19 protein-coding genes, 1 pseudogene and 2 riboswitches are annotated in these 21,063 nt (G+C 36.8%); of the genes and pseudogenes, 15 read left to right on the top strand and 5 right to left on the bottom strand.

The genetic code is table 11. The features are described 5' to 3' along the window. Window positions 1-47: 47 nt before the first annotated feature. From V1L66_RS15510 to V1L66_RS15485, 6 genes are all read left to right on the top strand, one after another. On the top strand, window positions 48-1,562 hold the full coding sequence (locus V1L66_RS15510; RefSeq protein WP_333005944.1) for an NCS1 family transporter: 1,515 nt from the start codon (window positions 48-50) through the stop codon (window positions 1,560-1,562). Window positions 1,563-1,607: 45 nt separating this feature from the next. Then, the gene (locus V1L66_RS15505) at window positions 1,608-1,817 is read left to right on the top strand and encodes a hypothetical protein (protein ID WP_016995612.1); all 210 of its coding nucleotides are present in this window, start codon (window positions 1,608-1,610) and stop codon (window positions 1,815-1,817) included. Window positions 1,818-2,238: 421 nt separating this feature from the next. Beyond that, entirely contained in the window at window positions 2,239-3,612 is a 1,374-nt protein-coding gene (locus tag V1L66_RS15500) for an amino acid permease (RefSeq protein WP_333005948.1), read from the top strand. A 151-nt stretch (window positions 3,613-3,763) separates the two neighbouring features. Beyond that, on the top strand, window positions 3,764-5,158 hold the full coding sequence (locus tag V1L66_RS15495; RefSeq protein ID WP_312124556.1) for a spore germination protein: 1,395 nt from the start codon (window positions 3,764-3,766) through the stop codon (window positions 5,156-5,158). Between the two features lie 28 nt (window positions 5,159-5,186). Further along, complete coding sequence (locus V1L66_RS15490) at window positions 5,187-6,272, top strand: spore germination protein (RefSeq protein ID WP_258859228.1); 1,086 nt, start codon at window positions 5,187-5,189, stop codon at window positions 6,270-6,272. Beyond that, window positions 6,269-7,381, top strand: a complete 1,113-nt coding sequence (locus V1L66_RS15485) for a Ger(x)C family spore germination protein (RefSeq protein ID WP_258859229.1) — start codon at window positions 6,269-6,271, stop codon at window positions 7,379-7,381. The genes V1L66_RS15490 and V1L66_RS15485 overlap by 4 nt, the downstream gene beginning before the upstream one ends. A gap of 36 nt (window positions 7,382-7,417) precedes the next feature. Here V1L66_RS15485 and pgeF read toward each other — a convergent pair whose 3' ends face one another. Beyond that, window positions 7,418-8,182, bottom strand: a complete 765-nt coding sequence (gene pgeF, locus V1L66_RS15480; protein WP_258859230.1) for a peptidoglycan editing factor PgeF — start codon at window positions 8,180-8,182, stop codon at window positions 7,418-7,420. 158 nt (window positions 8,183-8,340) lie between these two features. Between pgeF and V1L66_RS15475 the strand changes: the two genes are divergently transcribed. The 4 genes from V1L66_RS15475 to V1L66_RS15460 all read left to right on the top strand — a co-directional run bounded on the left by V1L66_RS15475 (window position 8,341) and on the right by V1L66_RS15460 (window position 12,047). Then, a complete protein-coding gene (locus tag V1L66_RS15475) occupies window positions 8,341-8,970 on the top strand; it encodes a hypothetical protein (protein WP_312124557.1) in 630 nt (209 codons plus the stop codon). A 231-nt stretch (window positions 8,971-9,201) separates the two neighbouring features. Next, window positions 9,202-9,813 carry a CAP domain-containing protein gene (locus tag V1L66_RS15470; protein ID WP_409072229.1) on the top strand — a complete coding sequence of 204 codons (612 nt, stop codon included), beginning with the start codon at window positions 9,202-9,204 and terminating at the stop codon, window positions 9,811-9,813. 330 nt (window positions 9,814-10,143) lie between these two features. Further along, the gene (locus V1L66_RS15465; RefSeq protein ID WP_312124559.1) at window positions 10,144-11,124 is read left to right on the top strand and encodes a VanW family protein; all 981 of its coding nucleotides are present in this window, start codon (window positions 10,144-10,146) and stop codon (window positions 11,122-11,124) included. Between the two features lie 98 nt (window positions 11,125-11,222). Then, window positions 11,223-12,047, top strand: coding sequence for a methyl-accepting chemotaxis protein (locus tag V1L66_RS15460; protein WP_333006959.1), 825 nt, complete (start codon window positions 11,223-11,225; stop codon window positions 12,045-12,047). 45 nt (window positions 12,048-12,092) lie between these two features. On the opposite strand, the gene V1L66_RS15455 is transcribed toward V1L66_RS15460, so the two are convergent. From V1L66_RS15455 to V1L66_RS15440, 4 genes are all read right to left on the bottom strand, one after another. Continuing rightward, a complete protein-coding gene (locus V1L66_RS15455) occupies window positions 12,093-12,710 on the bottom strand; it encodes an HAD-IA family hydrolase (RefSeq protein WP_016995506.1) in 618 nt (205 codons plus the stop codon). A gap of 209 nt (window positions 12,711-12,919) precedes the next feature. After that, window positions 12,920-13,201: a hypothetical protein gene (locus V1L66_RS15450; RefSeq protein ID WP_016995507.1), complete on the bottom strand. Its 282-nt coding sequence runs from the start codon at window positions 13,199-13,201 to the stop codon at window positions 12,920-12,922. Window positions 13,202-13,353: 152 nt separating this feature from the next. Beyond that, window positions 13,354-14,130, bottom strand: a complete 777-nt coding sequence (locus V1L66_RS15445; protein WP_333006961.1) for a YibE/F family protein — start codon at window positions 14,128-14,130, stop codon at window positions 13,354-13,356. Beyond that, the gene (locus tag V1L66_RS15440; protein ID WP_333006962.1) at window positions 14,127-15,251 is read right to left on the bottom strand and encodes a YibE/F family protein; all 1,125 of its coding nucleotides are present in this window, start codon (window positions 15,249-15,251) and stop codon (window positions 14,127-14,129) included. The genes V1L66_RS15445 and V1L66_RS15440 overlap by 4 nt, the downstream gene beginning before the upstream one ends. A gap of 220 nt (window positions 15,252-15,471) precedes the next feature. Further along, window positions 15,472-15,597: riboswitch (FMN riboswitch) on the top strand. A gap of 116 nt (window positions 15,598-15,713) precedes the next feature. Further along, a riboswitch (FMN riboswitch) is annotated at window positions 15,714-15,839 on the top strand. A gap of 198 nt (window positions 15,840-16,037) precedes the next feature. On the opposite strand from V1L66_RS15440, the gene ribE (V1L66_RS15435) reads away from it, so the two are divergent. The 5 genes and pseudogenes from ribE (V1L66_RS15435) (at window position 16,038) to V1L66_RS15415 (ending at window position 21,039) form a co-directional block, all read left to right on the top strand. Further along, complete coding sequence (ribE, locus tag V1L66_RS15435) at window positions 16,038-16,676, top strand: riboflavin synthase (protein WP_258859238.1); 639 nt, start codon at window positions 16,038-16,040, stop codon at window positions 16,674-16,676. 24 nt (window positions 16,677-16,700) lie between these two features. Next, window positions 16,701-17,306: pseudogene (gene ribB, locus V1L66_RS15430) on the top strand (3,4-dihydroxy-2-butanone-4-phosphate synthase); the annotation flags it as partial. Window positions 17,307-17,345: 39 nt separating this feature from the next. Next, entirely contained in the window at window positions 17,346-17,813 is a 468-nt protein-coding gene (gene ribE / locus V1L66_RS15425) for a 6,7-dimethyl-8-ribityllumazine synthase (protein ID WP_016995511.1), read from the top strand. A 154-nt stretch (window positions 17,814-17,967) separates the two neighbouring features. Continuing rightward, window positions 17,968-19,410: a spore germination protein gene (locus V1L66_RS15420; RefSeq protein ID WP_333006965.1), complete on the top strand. Its 1,443-nt coding sequence runs from the start codon at window positions 17,968-17,970 to the stop codon at window positions 19,408-19,410. Between the two features lie 321 nt (window positions 19,411-19,731). Further along, entirely contained in the window at window positions 19,732-21,039 is a 1,308-nt protein-coding gene (locus V1L66_RS15415; RefSeq protein ID WP_333006967.1) for an ATP-binding protein, read from the top strand. Window positions 21,040-21,063: the final 24 nt, after the last annotated feature.

Genomic DNA, 21,063 nt, shown 5'->3' with positions numbered 1-21,063 from the left:
CTTCAAGTAGGTTGTCACGGAAATTAGAAAAAAAGGAGAGAAACATTATGGAACGTGAAGGGAATTATTTAAAATCCCCAGATTTACTTCCAGTGACACATCAACAAAGAAATATTGGAACATTTGGTTTTGCAGTGATTTGGATAGGAATGGCAATTGTATTAGCGGCTTTTGCCATTGGTGGTTCGGCTATCATGAATTTATCCTTACCAATGGTGATTGTGGCAACATTGGTAGGTTCTTGTTTAATCGGAGTCTTTATGACGTTAATTGGTGATATCGGCATAGAGCATGGATTATCTTTCCCTGTTTATATGCGCGCACCATTTGGCACATTCGGTACGCATATACCTTCCCTTGTACGTGGTGTTACAGCTGCCTGTTGGTTTGGTTTGAATACGTATTTTGGTGCATTAGCAATAAACGGAATTTTAAATTTATTGTTTGGCTTTGATAATTGGTTTATCTGCTTCCTTGTGTTTGCAGCGCTTCAACTCTTTAATACATCTCTTGGTATTAAATCCATTGAGCGCTTTGCTGATTTAGCAGCCCCTGTCATTATTTTAATTTCTTGTTGGATGTATTACACATTGGCAGATAATGCAACATCTCAGGGGAAAAATATTTGGACGTGGGTGGAAACCCCAACAACAGGCTTCGATGCTTTTACCGCCTTTATGGTAGTAGTGATGGCAAATATGGGCTTTTGGGCAACACTAGCAGCTGATATGCCGTCCTTGTCCCGATTCTTTAAGGCACCTAAAAATGAGCGTAATTGGTTCAAGCGTAATAAAACACAGCTTGTAGGCTCTTTAATTGTCATGCCTATTACAAATACATTCATTGTGACAATTGGTGCAGTTTGCTATATGGCAGTTGCATCGGCAGATCCAATTAATGCCTTACAGCAAAGTGCAAGCGGCTTTATTCTTGGGATTCTATTGCTGATGATTGTATTAGCACAATGGTCGACAAATACCTCTGCCAACGTTGTCCCAGCAGCTACTATTTTCTCTAATATCGGTGGACCGAAAGTGCCATTCTGGGTAGGGGTTGTGATTGCAGGGATTATTGGTATTCTTGCACAGCCTTGGAGTCTATTTGATGTCATGGTCAATGTCCTATTAATCATTGGCGGTATTTTAACAGCGATTGTAGGGATCTTATTTGCTGATTACTACCTGATTCGTAAACGGCGCGTACATGTAAAAGAGCTTTATGAATTAGACGGGCAATTTAAATATTATAAGGGCTTTAATATGGCTGGGTTAATCGCCTGGGTAATCGGCGGTGCAGTGGCCAATATTTTTTCAACTTACTCTTCTTTAGTAGGGTTCGCTGTAGGGGCGATTGTATATTATGTATTAGCGAAGTATTGGTGGTTTAAAAAGTATCCACAAGCTGAGCTAGATGATCCAAGCGATGCAAAATATTTAGGTATTACAGTCGGACATAATTTAGACGAAATATTTGGCCAACCAGCAGCTCCAACGGCGGTCCCAGATGAAGATGAACTGGTGGAGCAACCAGATCCTCTGTTAGAGATGAAGGGTGCCGAGTAAGAGAGACAACATCAAGACATTTTCAAAAGAAGGTGAGGTGATGGCATGTCTGAATTCCAACAAAGCACAGAAGAAATTCAAAAAGTAGATCATTATTTAGATAGTGGCTTTAAAATCAAATATGTCTACGAGAATTTAAGTGGGATGTTTGTAGAATTTGCTCGTCAAGAAGAAGTGACATTGCTACAAATTCTAACAGCAGATGCACGTAAATACTTCTCTGCAAAATTACAGGAACAAACATTACTGCAATAAAGACGTAAACTCTATTCCTTTCGTTAAATTGGGAATAGAGTTTTTTGTGTTTTCCTTGTATTAAAGGGACGGATTGAGCAAAAAAATCGTGTCTATAGCAGAAAAAGATTTTTTGGCTAAGAGAGGGGTTGCTTTCCATTCCGTCAGCATCCGATGAGCCGCTTCACTCGCGTTCGCTCAAGAGTCTCATCTGTGGCGCTATATCCTTTTGATAATTGGGTCAATTACTTTTGTGAAATAAAATATAAAAGAGTGAATTTTCGGAGTTTTATGAAATAAAAGAGGGCAATTTGCTGAAACTATCAAATTATCATTAATTTTTGTTTTTCCTAAAAATACATTTGTCTTTTTTAGAATAATTGTTTATGATTTTTAAAGGATAGTCAACGTAGAAATTGCATCAGGAAAGAGGCGTTATGGAGTGGCCAATAAGGAATTGAAAAGAGGATTAGAAGCACGTCATATTCAAATGATTGCACTTGGTGGTACGATTGGTGTAGGGCTATTTATGGGCTCAGCAAGTGCTATTCAATGGACAGGACCTTCTGTACTCCTTGCCTATGGTATTGCAGGTATTTTTATTTTTTTCATTATGAGGGCAATGGGTGAGATGCTTTATATGGAGCCAAGTACAGGCTCTTTTGCCACATTTGGCTATAAATATATTCATCCTTTAGCAGGGTATTTAACAGCGTGGAGTAACTGGTTCCAATGGGTTATTGTTGGGATGTCTGAAATTATAGCAGTAGGAACGTATATGCAATATTGGTATCCGGAATTACCAGCTTGGATACCTGGTTTAATTGCAATGGTGATTTTAGGTGTGGCGAACTTCATATCTGTCAAATCATTTGGTGAATTTGAATTTTGGTTTGCGATGATTAAAATCGTTACAATTATTTTAATGATTATTGCAGGCGTCGGACTCATCTTCTTTGGCTTTGGCAATGATGGGATAGCAATAGGCTTATCTAATCTGTGGCGTCACGGTGGTTTCTTTACGGGTGGTTGGACAGGCTTCTTCTTTGCCTTATCTTTAGTCGTTGCTGCCTATCAAGGGGTGGAGCTTATTGGGATTACAGCAGGTGAAGCAAAGAATCCTCAACAAACGATTACCAATGCCATCCAAAGCATTATTTGGCGTATTTTAATTTTCTATATCGGGGCAATTTTTGTTATTGTTACAGTATATCCTTGGGATGAGCTTGGCACAATTGGTAGTCCTTTCGTGGCGACATTTGCTAAGGTGGGTATCACAGCTGCTGCAGGTATTATTAATTTCGTCGTCATCACAGCGGCAATGTCAGGGTGTAACAGTGGAATTTATAGTGCTGGACGTATGTTATATACTCTTGCTATGAATGGACAAGCACCAAAATTTTTCGCTAAGCTTTCTAGTAATGGCGTGCCTTTATTTGGAACAGCGGGTGTACTAGTTGGATTAGTCATGGGTGTTATCCTAAGTTATATAGCCCCTGAAAACTTATTTGTTTATGTGTATAGTGCAAGTGTTTTACCAGGGATGATTCCATGGTTCATCATTTTAATAAGTCAAATTCGTTTTAGAAAAGCAAAGGGAGCGCAGCTAGCAAAGCATCCTTTCAAAATGCCGTTCGCACCGATTACAAACTATGTAACCATTATCTTTTTAATCATGGTACTAGTCGGCATGTGGTTCAATGATGATACACGCGTGTCATTAATAGTGGGCATTATTTTCTTAATTCTCGTAACAATTAGCTACTATGTATTTGGTATTGGTAAAAACCGATACAGCAAAGATTCTATAGAATAACCTTTAAGGATGTATCTCTAATTGGGATGCATCCTTTTTGTATGGCTATTTTTGCTAGCACAATTTTTACATAATTAAATGAAAAAAAGACAAACTAATAAAACTGAATAATATGAACTGGTATTTATCGGAACAAAGGGGTGGAGCGCAAATGAACGAGATACCCGAGCAGATTGTCGCTAAATTAAAGCAGGAGATTAACGAAGTCGATGATGTAAAACTGAAAATGATCGCTACAGAGGAAGGGGATGTGACGGTCATTTATTTCTCCTCACTTATCGAGAAAATGACCTTACAAACCATGGTGACGATTCCATTAGCTAATAATTTGAAACAAATACACCAAATGGCTCAATATGTTGACCCGAAGGATGTGCAGGGTGTCGTTAAAAAATTGAATGCGGGGCAAACCCTTCTTTTTTTCCACGAAACCAATGCCCTATTAAGCATTGATACGTATAGTGCGCCTACAAGGGCCATTACGGATACGGAAACAGAGTCAACTGTAATTGGTCCACAGGATGCATTTACGGAATCACTAGAAACGAATATTTCGTTAGTGCGAAGACGTATTCAAAGCTCTATGCTAAAAAATGAAAACCGAATTGTTGGGTCTGAAGCCAATATTAAAATATCAATTATGTATATGGATAATATCGTGAGCCATGAAAATTTAGATGATCTAAGAAACCGTATTGACCAGGTAGATTATCCGTTATTTACAGATATATCCGTGTTGAAGCAATTAATAGAGGATAATCCATTATCGCCCTTTCCTCAATACTATATGACAGTCCGTCCAGATAGTATTTGCCGTTATCTTCTGGATGGGAGAATCGTCGTTTTTATGGATAATAGTCAACTAGCTATTGTCTGTCCCACATCTTTCTTTGAAATGTTCGTGTCAATTGAGGATTACTACAACCGTTGGACAACAGCATCTTTATTAAGGATGCTGCGCTTTTTTGGTTTTTTCTTAACGATCATGATTACACCAATGTATATATCAGCCTTAACTTTTCATCCAGAAATTTTGCCATATGAATTATTACTAAATCTTCAAGAATCAAGAAGTAAAGTACCTTTTCCACCACTAATTGAAGTGTTATTTATCGAGCTTATTATTGAAGTGTTGCGAGAAGCGGGCTCCCGAATGCCTGCCAAGGTCGGACAAACAATTGGTATCGTAGGAGGTATTGTAATTGGTACTGCGGCCGTAGAAGCTGGATTACTCAGTAACATACTCATTGTATTAGTCGCTACCTCTGCGCTACTTTCCTTCTTACCGCCAATTTTCTTAATGAGTAATACGAGCCGATTTATCCGTTATATTTTTATCTTATCAGCAGGATTATTCGGCTTGTTTGGACAGATGCTCGCCTTTGCGTGGTTAATCCACCATTTATTAAGTCTCAAATCTTTAGGAACGCATTATATGACACCTGCCATTCCAAGAAAGCCAAGCGATTTATTGGATAGTGTCATGCGATTTCCAACTAAATATATAAGAAGTAAAACTGGTATTTCAAAAGCACAGAAAAAATAGTGTCAGAATGGGAATGAGGTGGTTAACTTTGAATACAACAAAAGGAAAGGTGTTAAATCGTTATCATGTCATCTTCTTAGCGCAAAGTATTATGATTGGTACCGGTATCCTTTCGCTCCCTCAGAAATTAAGTCCTATGGGCTACACACAATCATTTATGCCTCTTCTCTTTGGTGTGATTGCTAGCCTGACACTATTTGCGATGGTATGGCTTTGTTCGAAGTTTCCCAATGATGATTTATTTCGAATGAATGAAATATTATTGGGAAAATGGCTCGGAAAATTTATAAATCTACTCGTCATTATTCAATTTATTATTTTTAGTGCAGGGATTATTAGTAATTATATGCACTTAATTCAAAGTACAGCATTGCAGGAACAAACCATCACCATGCCTGTCCTTTGCTTTTTACTGCTACTTATTTACATTGTAAGTGGGGGTATTAAATCTATTGCACGGTTTTGTATAATGACATTTTTTATTACTATTGGATTATTCTATTTTACGCGCTGGGCCATTGAAAAAGGTGATCCAAGTCATTTTTTGCCTCTATTTAATTTTACGCCTAAGGAATTTTATGAAGCGTTAAAGCAAGGGTATTTTTCGATCCTTGGTTACGAATTAATTCTATTTTATTTTCCATATATCATCGATCAAAAAAAGGCATTTCGTCATTCCTTAATCGGTATTTGGATTAGTATATTTTTATGCTTTATCACAACAGCTATTAGCGTCATGTATTATTCAGAGTGGCAATTAAAAAATGTAGAGTTTTCAGTATTAAACCTATTTAAGGCAGGAGAATTTACCTTTATTGAACGAATCGATATCATTGGCATTACGCTTTGGGTTTTCCTCATCTTATCCTCGGTCACAGCCTATGTATGGTGTGCAAAACGGGGAGTGGATGCCCTCCTTAAAAAGAAAAAGCAACAAAGTTATCAGTTGTATATCATCGCCTGTATCATTTTTATTATTATAAAAATGCCCTTTTCGCGTGAATTCCAAGAGAAATTATTTATGGCAAGTAATTATGTGGGCTATGTGCTGGTCATTTGGCCAGTGTTTTTAATCCTGATATATGTTATTCGGAAAAAGCAGGTGCAGATATGAAAAATAAGCGTCTATGCATCATTTCTTTTTTGATTGTAGTTTTACTCGCAGGCTGTTCTAAAAAAGAATTAAAAGTTCCTTTAGAGGATGTTGGGATGGTAGACTCGATGGCTTTTGACTATATCGATGAAGACCAGATGAGACTCACAGTAGCGATTCCCCAATATTCTCCACAAGCAGAGAAAGACACACAAATTTTTTCGATCACAACAGATTTAGTATCAAGCGGCATCGTGGAAATAGAAAAGCAATCCGATAAGAAAGTAGTCTTCAATCAATTGCGAGTTGTCTTAGTAAATGAAGATTTTGCACGGAAAGGGAATGTTCGAAAAATCGTTCAGCATTTGTATCGCAATGCGGAAGTAGGTAATAAAGTATTGATAGCTGTTGTGAAGGATAATGCGGAAGCGATTTTAAAAGGGGATTATCCTGATAAGCCGAGTATTACTTTCTATTTGAACAATCTATTAGAGCCTAGTATAAATACTGCTTTTAATCCAAATACCAATATACATGATTTTATGTATTCGATTACCAATCCAGTAGTTGATACAGTATTACCTTATGTTGAAAAACGTGGGGAAAAATTAGAGATTAAAGGCGTTGCCATATTTAAAGGGAATCAGATGCATGAATTAATTAAACCTGAGGAGGCACTAGTTATTCAAGCTTTAAGTGGACAGAAAAACCTTGCTCCTTTGCATCTTGATTTAAATGCGGGACATGGGGAAGAAAAGGTAATGATTGATTTAATCGAGAGCAGTGTGAAAAAAGAGAGTAATAAAAATATGGAATCACCCAAATTAACGATTTTCTTAAAAATAAAGGGTACGCTAAGCGAATATAAGGGAGAAAGAGAATCACATTTATTTACAGTTGAAAGTATTAGTGATCTAGAAAAAGATGTAAATAAACAGCTTGAACAGGATATTAGTGAATTTTTAGCGCGATTAAATAAAACAGAGGTAGACCCAGCTGGCTTAAGTGAAGAATTTAGAATGTATCATCATGGAAAATGGACATCGAAAAAAACAAGAGAGCTTATTAGAAAATTAGACGTGAACGTCCATGTAGAAACGTCCATTATTAGTACAGGTACTTTAAAATAACAGCAAAGACCCATTCGATAAGAAGGGTCTTTGCTGTTATTGTGTTTTTCGCATAATAAAGCTTAAATGTCTTCCAGCTTGTTTATCTTGACGATAAGAAAAGCCATCGGGACTAAGGAATGTACAGGTTTCATCAAGTTGTATTTGATTCGCTGGAATACCCGCAAGCTCACATTGCCTTTTAACTGTCTGCTGATTATCAATATGGTATTTTTTCGTTTCTGCATTGTAATACATAAATTCTTCGGCATAACCAAGACTGTGAAACTTTTCATAAACATCTGCGTCTACCTCAAATTTCTGCTGACTCAGCGCCATCCCGATTTGAACATGAAAGTCCTCAGGTCGACACTGTTCTTCATTCATTAAATGCTGAAACAGCTTGGGTGTTATTTCTTTGACTGTTCCTTGCCATCCCGAATGAATCACACCGACAAGTCCATTCACAGCATTATAGAAAATAACTGGAACGCAATCAGCCGTAAAACTACATAATAGTAAGTTAGGCTCTACTGTATAAAGCGCGTCTGTATCCTTCACCGCTGTATCCATTTGCGCAGCTCCACGTCCTTGATCCGCTAATGTGACTTTATGAAAGTTCGCACTATGTGTTTGCTCTGTACAAATAAAATTTTGCAAATCACAGTTCAATGTCGTGGCTAAATGTTGACGATTGTCAATGATAGCTTGAACATCATGGCAACTATGCAAAGCCATATTATTGTGTTCTACTTCCATCTCATCTTTTAAGGTAGTCCCCGCGATAATTTGCTCATTATCTATATACATTTTTATTTTCATTCAATCACCTCGTTTTACTATATAGGATTGCTTATGGAATGTATAGGTTGCCGTCATTTAATATTTAGCTACTCCTTTACCCGTCTAGCAAACTTTTAGACATAAAGAATTGATTTCCTCATATAGTAGAAGGAATGCTAGAGAGGGGGAGAGCGTGTATGTTGAGTGACCAAGATATATTATTAATTTGCCAAGTAGGCATGGGTCTTTTTTGGATTTTTACATATATACTTGTTATTTATAAGGGATGGCAAGATAAAAGCTATGGCATGCCTATGGTTGCTATTTGTGCCAATATTTCATGGGAATTTATCTTTGCCTTTTTCTACCCACAAAATGACCTCCAACGCTATATTACGCTGATTTGGTTTGTATTGGATGTCTTTATTTTGATGCAATTTTTACGTTATGCTCCAAATGAATATCGTAAGATGCTATCAAAAAAGCTATTGTATTTCTCCTTTTTGATCACGTTAATCTTTAGCATGCTGATCATTTTAGGTATAGTCTATGAATTTCAAGATTTCGAAGGTAAGTATGTAGCATTCTTCCAAAATCTTATGATGTCGGGACTATTTATTGCTTTATTATTGCAAAGAGGGAATTTAGCTGGTCAATCAATGGGGATAGCAGTTTGTAAGATGGTGGGTACATTATTTGCAGCGGTTGGCTTTTATCTATACTTCCGCACACCATTAATTACCATTATTTCTGTAGCAACGCTCTTTTATGATTGGCTCTATATTCTCTTAATTTATCGATTACAGCGTAAGCAATTAGCAAAATAGGATATATTGTGCAGCTATTGATCGCTGAATCTATTAGTAATGTATGCCAATTACAATCATATTGCAACTTGATGACAAGCCGAATGGTAAAGAATAGCGAGATAAAGGGCTTTAATCAAACATATGGTGAGCTTGTCATACAATTGTAAAAATCCTTCCAAATATTTTGTGATGATTATGGCTCAGAAACTATTTACGATAATGGTAGAGCAATTAGGAAGGATGATTAACATGTTTAAAAAAATAAAAAAAGCAGCACTAGCTTCAGTTGTAGCAACTTCATTATTAGTGCCAGTTGCGGCAATGGCCGCCGAATCCTATACAGTGACATCTGGTGATACTCTATGGAAAATAGCTTTAAAAACAGAAACAGGTGTACAGGAATTAATTGATGCCAACCCACAACTTGCCAACCCAAATCAAATTTCTCCAGGACAAAAAATTAACGTCCCTGTAAAAGGACAGGCAACAGTTGAACAAGAGGTTGTGAAACTTGTCAATGCAGAACGGGCAAAAGTAGGTCTGGCAGCTTTGCAAGAAGATTGGGAGCTATCAAGGGTAGCTAAATATAAGTCGCAAGATATGCACGATAAAAATTACTTTGACCATACAAGAAGTCCAACGTATGGTACACCTTTTACAATGATGAAAAACTTCGGTATTACGTATAAATCTGCTGGCGAAAATATCGCGAAGGGCCAACGCTCCGCACAGGAAGTTGTAACGGCCTGGATGAACAGTGAAGGGCACCGTGCCAATATCCTTAATAAAAGCTACACGCATATTGGTGTAGGCTATGTACAGGACGGTAACTACTGGACACAAATGTTTATTCAAAAATAAAAGTCTGTTTATAAAATAGAGTTGAAAAAGAAAGAGTATCTATTGGCTTTTGGGATAGCTAGTAGATGCTCTTTTTCTCGAATCATTCCTCCTATATCAACGGCAAATTTTAAAGTGTTAGTCAAGTACAGGAATTGGGATGTAAAAAGAACTTTACACGTTGATGTTCATCTTTCAAAACCTCAAACTATCTGGAGATATGTCAGGCGTAAGGATAATGTAGCGAGTTTTTGCTGTCTTGACAAATAAAAATAACCAAAAAACAACACACTATGAGCAATAGACGAATAAGATGTCACTGTAGTATGAAGATAGAGGTGGTGTTTATGGTTGAAAAACAAGTGGTTAGCTACATGCTGCGTTATCTGTATGATGGGTCTAGTTGGTTGTGAAAAAGAAGCAGTCCATCATAACAAGCTAGAACAAGAAATTCAACAACGTGAGGAAGTACAGCAACCTGTTACATATGAACAAGAACAAATGATTGATCCTATTGTAGAGGTTGTTGATCCAACTACGAGTAAGGTACTTAAAACGATATCTCCAAAGGAATTTGGCTTTGATACAGACCCACAAGCCTATCAAAAACATCTAGAGCAATTAGCAAGGGAATGGGCGAGAGGAACGGACACATCAAATGGCTATGATCAGCGTATGATGCTTGATCGTTTGGATGAAAACGGGCAAGTGATCAAGGGGAAGCCGCAAATCATTTTAAAGGAAAGTGAGCTAGTGGAGCGTATTATCGAAGCTTCTGCGACTGGGGGTCAGGTAGAAATGCCGCTCTATATAACAGAAAGTGGCTATTATTTTGAGGATCTTCCTTTATTAGAGGAAGTGGTTGTTGCATCTTATACAACTTATTTCAATCGTGCTGATTTAGGAAGAAATAAAAATATAGAGCTTTCTGCCAGAGCCATTCATAATGTGATCGTAGGAAGTGGCGATTATTTTTCTTTTAATACAATTGTAGGTCCAAGAGATGAGGCAAATGGCTATCAACCCGCACCTGAAATTATTAATAAGAAGGTAGTCATGGGAATTGGTGGTGGAATCTGTCAAACTTCTTCCACCTTGTTTAATGCAGTTGACCAAATTCCCATCAAATATGTTGAGCGCCATCATCATTCGTTAGATGTAGGATATGTCCCAAAAGGAAGAGATGCTACGGTTTCTTATGATACGTTAGATTTTAGGTTTCAAAACTCAAATGATGTACCATTTTTAATTAAGGCAAGCTATAAGGACAATTCTCTAACAATTGAAATTCGAACGGCAGAAAAATATGTAGAATTATTGAAAAAATCATAATGTTGTATCGAGACACCACTGCACGTTGGTGTCTTTTTTTGGATCGCATGCTATAGTTAAATTGATACAGTTCAGAAAATTTTAGGGAGGAAAAGACAATGCATCCTAAACTACAAGCAACAATTGATTCGATTGATTTATACCAAGCAACTTACCCAGAGGATGCTTGTGTCATCGTGGCAGATACGGAAAGCGTGCTTGCCTACAAACCAGGAAAAAAGGTTGATTTAAAAGTTGGGGTTGGTGACCCAGTACATAAATATCGAGGTACAGCAACAGAAATAGCGTTAAGTTCAGGGAAATTTGTGAAAGAGGAGCGTAGTGCAGAAGGTTTTGGTATGGCCTATATCGCCTCTGCCCAGCCTATTTTTGAAGGAGGACGTATTATTGGCGTAGTAAGTGCCATTATTTCGAACGAAAAAATGGATAGTATGCGTCAATTGGCAACCGAGCTTTCAAGTGCTGTAGAAGAAATGACAGCTACAAATGAAGGATTAGCCATTGCCAGTAAGGATGTCTACAATCGTCTGGAAGAGCTATCTAATTTCTCAGAAACGATGACAGGTGATATTGAACAAATTAATGTGATTGTCAATTTAGTAAAAGATTTAGCTATGAAATCGAGAATCCTTGGTCTAAACGCATCGATAGAAGCGGCACGTTCAGGTGAGCATGGGCGTGGCTTCGCGGTGGTCGCGTCTGAAATACAAAAAATGTCCCAGAGTAGTACAGAAAGTGCTAATAGTATAACTGTGCAACTAGAAAACATTAAACAATCCATCGATCAGGTCAATGCATCATCTAATCAAATTGCAGCGTTTACACAGCAGTTTGCTGCGAGTATGCATGAATTAACAGATGCCTACAAAGGGGTTAATCGTACAGCAGAAAAGCTAATGCAAATTAGTGACATCAAAGGATAGTTATATAAAAAGGATAATAGACAAGTGCTATTATCCTTTTCATGATTAAATGATCTCTAAAATTTCCTGTGGTGTTGTGACACTGTATTCCGGTTCGTCATTTTGCACGACCTCTTTGGCATCATAGCCCCATTCCACCCAAATAATTGGTACACCAGCTTTCTTACACGCAACAATATCCCTTTGCTCGTCTCCAATGTATACGACGTCAGACGAGTCGACATTCGCTTCCTTTAAAAACTTTTTCATTACTTTGTCCTTACCAAAAATGCGGTTGGAGCAAAGTACATCTGCTACACAATGAATACCGTTCATTTTAAGAAATTCTAAAATATTCTCTTTAGAGTTTGAGGAAATAATCAGGATTTTATAGCCTCTTTTATCAATCTCTATTAATACTTCCTTCATTCCCTCGAAAAGATGAACATCATTTAATGATTGACGATACAATTTATAAAATTGCGGTAAAATCATAGGCAATTTATACATTGGGAAGTCAAATAATTTACTGCGTTCTGAAATTGATAATTTTTTTAATGTATCAATTTCCTTCAATTCAATGCCTTTAAATTTATATTTTTGGGCTAAAGTATTCCATGCTGATGCAAACACGGCAGTAGAATCTGCCAGCGTCCCATCAAAATCAAAGATAATATGCTTCATTGCAAACTTTCTCCTTTTTCATCTCGTTGTATTGACGTTCTATGCTAAAAAATGTTACATGGAATGGGCGATCTAGTATTCTTGTAATAACAACCATTTTGAGCGTACGTAAACATCTTATGGTAAATATTATCAGAAAATGCGGCGATTGCAATGAAAATGGTACAACAAAAGGAGGTGTCTCAAAAGTACATTGAGACACCTCGGCATTATTGTGTTTTTTTCAAAAAGAAAGAGAGTATGACATTCATTATTGCCAATACAAAACTGATAGTAAAGACAAAGGCTGAACCTGATGCCGCTGCTTCTTGCGTATTAGTTGTTATGTCACTTAGGAGCTGCTGTTGTTTTGCTGAGAACAACGATACCATTACAGCAATACCAATTGCACCAGATACCTGCTGAGTGGTTTGTGTAATCGCAATACCATCTGGAAAGCATTGTCTAGGTAAGGCATTCAGCGTATTTGTTTGGACAGAGGCTAATACCATCCCAACTCATAAAGTCCATGGCCAATCACAACAAGTATAGTACCAGGCGTAAATTTTGGACAAACTTTTTTGACGTAGCATTCATTTTTTGAGTGATAAGAGAAGAAACAACGAGCATCTATCACATATGCATGATAGGTGCTCGTAACTGTTTACGAAAGTTTTTCTGTTTTTTCGCGTGTTCGAATTAAATAATAGGCATTGATAGAGGAGGCTATTGGAATAATGAGTGCAATGCCGATACCTGCACAAAGAATGGTTGTCATTTCGGCACTAAAAACCTTGGAGTTAACAATCTCGCCAATCGAATAGGAGAGGTCCTTGAACCAGATTAATAAGCTTAAATAGCCACCAAAGAAAGCAAAAAATAACGTGTTGGTATCGGTTCCTAATATATCTCTCCCGATACTTAACCCAGCTGTATATAGTTTTTTTCTACTAATTGAAGGGTTGCGATAAAAAATCTCGTGCATGGAGGTAGCGATAGAAATAGCCACATCCATAATGGCACCTATCGTACTCATAATAATAACTGATGCACCAATTTGCACAAAATTAACACCAATATAGAGAGAAAAGATGCTGATTTCTTCAGTTGATTCTTCACCAAACCCTTGGATCATCGACTTATCCGTTATTAAGGTAATAAATAGCAGTAATACAACAATCGTCACCATTGTTGAGATAAAGGCTGTAATGGTTTTACTATTTGTTTTATTGATATAGAAAAGACTAATACAGCTAATGATCGTACAGGCTATGAACGTCAAGATGATTGGGCTATTTTTAGGGTTTGTCATTAAAAAGATGGTGACAAAGAGCACACCAAAGTTGAGGAATAAAGAAAGAAATGAGCGTACTCCCTGTTTACCTCCTACTATCACCATCAACGCAAATAAAATAACTGCTAATAAGACGATAACATTCATTCTTGAACCCTCTTTCGATTAATGAAAAATATAGCGGTATACTGACTGATAGGAATCGTAAGGACAACACCAATACCCCCTGCTAAGGCACGGGCTAATTCTAAAGAAAGATTCAAGGACAATGTAAGTCCTAATGTGGAGGAATTTTTTAAATAGAGAATAATCATAGGTATGGAGCCACAAAGATAGGCAAAGAATAAAATGCTTGTAATCGTACCCATGATATCTTTACCGATTTCATGTCCTGAAGATTTAAGTGCTTTGACAGAGATTGTAGGATCTTGCTCATATAAAGCAAAAATTGAGGAAGCCATTGTAATCGAAACATCCATTACTGCCCCGAGTGAGCCAATAAATAAACCTGCCATAAAGACGGTACGATAGGGACGTGTTAAAAATTGCATTTCTTCATAACGAAGGCCATTTTCACCTGTCAACCACATTACAATAGAGCTTATGATAAGCGCTATAACAGTGCCTAAAAGTGTGGACACGATGGCTACATATGTTTTTGTATTCAATCCACTAATAAGTAGGAGCGAAATAATCGTAAATAGCAGGGCACAAATGCCGCTGACTACTAACAGGCTTACGCTCCCATGCTTCACATAAAGATCTAATGCGAATGATAAAATCACAGCATTGACACCTAAGCTAATGATAGAAAATAAGCCTTGTCTTTTACCTATAATGAGTAGGGTAAAAATAAAAATCCATGCAATCATTACCATGGTTTGATCACGTTTTAAATCGAGGATGGTACCTGTTAAAGCTGATTGTGTGGCGCGATCATCTATTGTAACAAAGATTTCATTGCCTACATGGTATTCTTGATCAAAAGCACCAGAGGAAGAATAGTCATTCGTCAGGTAAATGGATTGCCCCTTATGCTGTCCATTTTTGATAATGGCCGTGATTTCCTGTGTAAACAAATAATCCTCATTTTCATACATATCTGTCATCGGTTCCGATTCTGTTACAGCCACTTGCGTTATTTCCGCTATCGGTCGATCATAAAATTGTTCATTATGATGTATGAAAAAAATTGAAAGCCCACAACAGAGTGCTAATAGGGCATAGAAAATACCTTGCTTAAACGATATATTTTTTAAAAATGTCAAGTAAATGACCTCCAAACGGCTAGACTGAATAGTCACTTGTAAAGGAACGTTTTTTGGATGAAGAAGTTCCATAAACAGGTTAAATGTCATCATTTTTATCATGTCTGTTACATTTATTAAGTCTCGTTAGAGCTGCTTAAATTTGATGCTGCGGAAAAATTTTAAAAAGAAGGATGGATAATATTATAAAATAGTGTTATCGTAAAACTAGCTAAATAAAAATATCCTTCGGGGTAGGGTGAAATTCCCGATCGGCGGTGATGAAGCAATTCAAAGTCCGTGAGCGCAAGCTGATTTGGTGCAAATCCAAAACCGACAGTGACAGTCTGGATGGGAGAAGGGTAAAAATGCGAACTTTTTAAATTGATTCTAGTTTAGAAGGTTTATTTGACTATGCATTTATTACATCACTTCCCAATCATCTTTTGGGAAGTTTTTTTATTTAGCTACAATTGAATAGAAGATGTTCTTCGGGGTAGGGTGAAATTCCCAATCGGCGGTGATGAAGCAATTCAAAGTCCGTGAGCGCAAGCTGATTTGGTGCAAATCCAAAACCGACAGTGATAGTCTGGATGGGAGAAGAACAAATGAGATGACAGTCTATGAAAAAATTGTTTTCAAGTAGGCTTATTTGTTGATGTCTTATACTCCCAAAACCCCTTTGATGAAAGGGGTTTTTATTTTTTATTGCTAACGAGAGAAGGGAGAAGGATAAGGCACAAAAACAGGTGGATCAACTTTAAAAGTAAAGGATAGAAGTGCTAATAAAGTAGAGTAGGTGATGGAATGTTTACAGGACTTGTAGAGGATATTGGTATCATAAAAGCCGTGCAAAGCGATCGGGACAGTATGAAAATTACGATTCAATCAGCCAAGATAACGGAGGATGTTAAGCTTGGTGACAGTATAGCGGTCAATGGCGTTTGTTTAACGGTGACACATTTTACTCAACAGCAGTTTACGATGGATGTTATGCCTGAAACAGTCAAAGCAACAAATTTACAGCAGCTGGCAATAGGTGATTCTGTTAATTTGGAGCGTGCCATGCCTGCTAATGGACGATTTGGTGGTCATTTTGTTGCTGGTCATGTTGATGGAGTCGGCAAAATTTTGCGAAAACGATCAGTAGCAAACGCCGTTTATATTGATATCGAAATGTCAGAAGAACTAACCAACTTTTGTATCCCAAAGGGTTCCATAACAATTGATGGCACAAGCTTAACCCTTTTTCATGTTGAAGCCAATAGTGTCACGATTTCACTCATTCCTCATACTTACAAAGAAACTGTTTTAGGTATGAAGAGAGTTGGAGCTATCGTTAATATCGAAACCGATTTAGTCGGTAAATACATTATAGGGCAATTAAAAAAAGGGCAAACAACGCCAGCGATTACACGAGATTATTTAGCACAGCATGGTTTTTAAATCACAGAATAGGAGTTGATAGTCGTGCTACATTCAATTGAAGAAGCCCTAGAGGATTTAAGGCAGGGCAATATGATTGTGGTGGTTGATGATGAGGATCGGGAAAATGAAGGAGATCTTCTGGCACTCGCTGAATTCATCACACCAGCAACAATCAACTTTATGGCAACCAATGGTAGAGGTTTAATTTGTACGCCGATTTCGCAGCAGCTTGCACAAAAGCTAGATTTATATCCAATGGTTCAGCACAATACGGATAATCATCAAACCGCATTTACGGTAAGCATCGACCATGTAGAAACAACGACAGGGATTAGCGCCTTTGAGCGTGCGTTAACCATACAAAGGATGCTAGAAAGGCAAGCTAAGCCGACTGATTTTCGTCGACCAGGCCATATTTTTCCGCTGATTGCGAAAGAGCATGGTGTGCTCGAACGAAGAGGGCATACAGAGGCGGCGATTGATCTAGCGACGCTTTGTCAGAGTATACCTGCAGGTGTTATTTGCGAAATCATGGGTGATGATGGACACATGCTTCGGTTTGAAGAGCTGACAAAATTCGCTGCACATCATGGCTTAAAAATGATATCAATAGAAGCATTGGTTGCTTATCGTAAGCTCTTATCAACAAAAAAATCTAAAATTTCTATGTAAAAAGGAGAAAGAACAATGGGTCAAACATTTGAAGCACAATTAATTGGAACAGATTTGAAAATTGCAGTAGTTGTAGGTCGTTTTAATGAGTTCATTACTAGCAAGTTATTGGATGGAGCAATGGATGGTTTAACTCGTCATGGGGTTGATTCAGCATCTATTGATGTCGCATGGGTGCCAGGGGCTTTTGAAGTTCCTTTTATTGCGAAACAACTGGCAGAAACAAAGAAATATGATGCTATTATTGGTTTAGGTACTGTTATTCGTGGCTCTACAACACATTATGACTATGTTTGTAATGAATCGGCAAAAGGCATTGCCAATGTGTCCTTATCAACGAATGTACCTGTTATTTTCGGTATTGTCACTACTGAAAATATAGAACAGGCAATTGAACGTGCAGGCACGAAATCTGGAAATAAAGGCTATGATGCTGCAATGTCTGCGATTGAGATGGCAAATCTCAAGAAAATGATTGGATAAGGACTAAGTGAAAAGCTCGTCACAACATTTGTTTCTTTGAATATTTTGAACAACCATGGGAAAAATATGCTTAAGTGTATTTATTGAAGGTGATTGTTTTCATAAATGTACTAATCTTGAGCTGGCTCAGTAGGAGATGAGAAGTATTTCATCAATGGAACAATTGATTAATTTGAAAATGTTGAAATCACTATTTCAACGCTCTGCTGACGTGATTTTCCAACAATATAATTTTCAGCAATATACAGTACATTTGATAACTTGTGATGCAATGGTCAATGAGCAAATACTTCAAACTGTGGTTGTTCAACGTGTTCAATCTTTGTTAAGTAATGTCACGGAGGACATGCTAGAGGAAGAAATCGAACAGCATTTACACATTCCCTATTTACAAAAGATTTTATCGAAAGAGGATGCAGTGACAAGGGTCTATAAAGGCCATGTCTTATTGTATTTTGAAGAAAATCAGTTACTTTATTCTAGTGATATTTCAAAAAGACCCAATCGAGAGCCTGGAGAAACAACACTCGAACTAGTGGTTAAGGGGCCAAGGGATGACTTTATAGAGGATGTTTTTATTAATATTGCTTTATTAAGAAAACGATTACCTACTAATTCTTTTAGTGTAGAGACATTAGAAATTGGCAAGCGTTCTAAAACAACAGTAGCCATACTTTATATGGAAGACATTGTGAATTTAAATATGCTGGAACAAATTAAACTTCAATTACAAAAAATTGATACGGATATTGTTATCAATGGTGACTTATTAATGGAAACAGTCGAAAAGACAGCGACAATTCTTCCAAGACATGATTATACTGGAAGACCTGATTTTGCTATGCAGGCATTAATTAGAGGAAGAATACTATTAATGATTGATGGTGTTTCCTATGCCATAATTACACCTACAAATATTATGTTGCTCTTTAAATCGGCAGAGGATAATGAGTACCCAATCATTGTCAGCTCATTGGAACGATTACTCAGAATTGTAGGGATATTAATTAGTATGCTACTGCCAGGTTTTTGGCTTGCATTGACGACTTATCATCAAGAGCAGCTTCCGTTTCTTCTACTTGCTACGGTTGTAGAATCGAGGTCAGGATTGCCCTTTCCAACCATTCTAGAAATTTTAATGATGCTATTTATGTTTGAATTGTTTCGAGAGGCTAACTTGCGCCTTCCTAGTGCAATCAGTGGCTCAGTTAGTGTGGTAGGGGGACTAATTATTGGGGATGCAGCGATTAAAGCAGGTGTTACAAGCCCCTCAATGATAGTTGTGATTGCCATTTCTAGCATCGCTGCATTTACATTGGTCAATCAATCCTTTGTGACGGCTATGAGTATTTTTCGATTAATCATTATTATGGCTTCGGCGTTTTTTGGATTATTTGGTTTTTTTATATCCGTGTTTTTCATCCTTTTATACACTGCGAATATGAGAGTCTTGGGAGTGCCATACGTAAACTTTAGTGCCGATTTTGAAAAGGGCAATATACGTAAGTCCCTATTGCGACTATCTCCAAAGGGCTATAGTAAACGACCTACCTTTCTAAAGCCGCAAGATCAAACGCGGACTTCAAGAAAAAAATAAGCATATTGTGATGAGATCAGGTATTGTCGATACCTGATCTTTTTTTGATACCTTTGCTTTAGTGGTTTTTTCAATTTTCCATTTAAATAGGAAATGAGACATAAAAAGTTATTACTTTTCTTTTTAGTTTACTTTCTTGTCAAGGATTATTAAACTATTTGTTACAGTGTGTAATTTTGGGTATGAATAAAATAAAAATTGATTTTGTGTTTTAATTTATGTAGGATATACAAGCAATGTTTGCTTTACAAACAAAAAATAGAGTTAATTATAATATAATAATATTCTAGAATATTTATAGATGAGGAAGTACCGTTTTTTATGAAAAATAGAAAAATAAAACTAATATTAATTCTATCAACGATTTTATTATGTTTGTTTACAAGTTTAAACATCTTTACATCCTATGTAAAAATAAAAAAGACCGTTGAAGAGTCGATTGCCAATCAAAGTTTAGAGGCAGCCCGTTCTATTGCTGCATCCATCGATACCGATGCCTATCAGCAATTTTTAAATAATCCACAGGAAAATGATTATTATTGGAAAGTAAGAAATTATTTAAACGACGCAAGGATAAAACTAGGTGCACTATTCGTATACACCTTAAAGGTGGACAATCCTGAAGTATCAATAGCCATGATTACAGGGATGCCAAAAGAAATGAAAGAGGGCTTCGGTATAGGAGTGGTTTGTACTGTTCCTGCAAAGCATGTTGAAAAAGCCTATAATGGTGAAACCTATGTTACAGAGGTAATTCATGATTCTGAACATGGGTCTTATTTATCTGTTGGTGCACCCATCAAAGATGATAATGGAACAATTATCGGGTATTTAGGCATTGACATTAGTGCAGATACACTAAATGGTATCAAGGGTAAAGTCATCGAAGACAACCTATTTAATTTTATTTTTAATGGTGTACTTATTTTAATAGTCATCGGTTCTTTTTTCTTTTTACAAAGATGGTATCAAAAAGAGGTAGCGAAGGAAGTTGGCGCTACAGAGGACACGTATTTAGCAGAAATCAAAACATTGATTACTTCGGTGTCGTCACTACGTCATGATTTTACAAATCATATTCAAGTGTTACATGGTTTATTGCAATTAGAAAAAACAGATCAGGCGAAACAATATTTATCCTCACTTTCGAAAGAGGTTCAAGCCATTAAATCATTAAAATTAAATATTGATCATCCAGGTTTGTCCATCTTATTGCAAACGAAGAAATTAACGGCTCAAAATCTTCATATTGATATGGATTTTACGCTTTCTCAAAATGACTTTAATAGGATTAAAACGACAGATTTAATCAAGATTCTATCCAATTTAATTGATAATGCGATTGATGCAGCTGTTGAATTACCTGAGGAACAACGTAAAATTAAAATTTGCTGTACAGCAGATGAGGCACAGTATGAATTTAAAATTACCAATACAGGGCCAAATATTGCGTATCCTGATCAAATATTTAATCAAGGATTTTCAACGAAAAAACATGAGAATGGAAGAATAAGAGGACAAGGCTTATTTATTGTGAAAGAAATTGTCACGAAATATAATGGTCATATTTCAATTGATTCATCAAAACATTTAGAAACGACTGCTATTGTCAGAATTCCAATAAAATAACAGAAAAAAGCTCCCTACCAAAAA

The organism is Lysinibacillus sp. IITD104 (assembly GCF_036698265.2).
GTDB classification, from domain to species: Bacteria; Bacillota; Bacilli; order Bacillales_A; family Planococcaceae; genus Lysinibacillus; species Lysinibacillus boronitolerans.
Note: the sequence above shows the minus strand (reverse complement) of the source record. Positions and strands in the feature narration are given on the sequence as shown.

Coding starts and splice junctions, on each gene's coding strand:
- V1L66_RS15510 (WP_333005944.1), top strand. CDS start 48: ATGGAACGTGAAGGGAATTATTTAAAATCCCCAGATTTACTTCCAGTG.
- V1L66_RS15505 (WP_016995612.1), top strand. CDS start 1,608: ATGTCTGAATTCCAACAAAGCACAGAAGAAATTCAAAAAGTAGATCAT.
- V1L66_RS15495 (WP_312124556.1), top strand. CDS start 3,764: ATGAACGAGATACCCGAGCAGATTGTCGCTAAATTAAAGCAGGAGATT.
- V1L66_RS15485 (WP_258859229.1), top strand. CDS start 6,269: ATGAAAAATAAGCGTCTATGCATCATTTCTTTTTTGATTGTAGTTTTA.
- pgeF (WP_258859230.1), bottom strand. CDS start 8,182: ATGAAAATAAAAATGTATATAGATAATGAGCAAATTATCGCGGGGACT.
- V1L66_RS15475 (WP_312124557.1), top strand. CDS start 8,341: ATGTTGAGTGACCAAGATATATTATTAATTTGCCAAGTAGGCATGGGT.
- V1L66_RS15470 (WP_409072229.1), top strand. CDS start 9,202: ATGTTTAAAAAAATAAAAAAAGCAGCACTAGCTTCAGTTGTAGCAACT.
- V1L66_RS15460 (WP_333006959.1), top strand. CDS start 11,223: ATGCATCCTAAACTACAAGCAACAATTGATTCGATTGATTTATACCAA.
- V1L66_RS15455 (WP_016995506.1), bottom strand. CDS start 12,710: ATGAAGCATATTATCTTTGATTTTGATGGGACGCTGGCAGATTCTACT.
- V1L66_RS15450 (WP_016995507.1), bottom strand. CDS start 13,201: ATGGTATTAGCCTCTGTCCAAACAAATACGCTGAATGCCTTACCTAGA.
- V1L66_RS15445 (WP_333006961.1), bottom strand. CDS start 14,130: ATGAATGTTATCGTCTTATTAGCAGTTATTTTATTTGCGTTGATGGTG.
- ribE (WP_258859238.1), top strand. CDS start 16,038: ATGTTTACAGGACTTGTAGAGGATATTGGTATCATAAAAGCCGTGCAA.
- ribE (WP_016995511.1), top strand. CDS start 17,346: ATGGGTCAAACATTTGAAGCACAATTAATTGGAACAGATTTGAAAATT.
- V1L66_RS15420 (WP_333006965.1), top strand. CDS start 17,968: ATGGAACAATTGATTAATTTGAAAATGTTGAAATCACTATTTCAACGC.
- V1L66_RS15415 (WP_333006967.1), top strand. CDS start 19,732: ATGAAAAATAGAAAAATAAAACTAATATTAATTCTATCAACGATTTTA.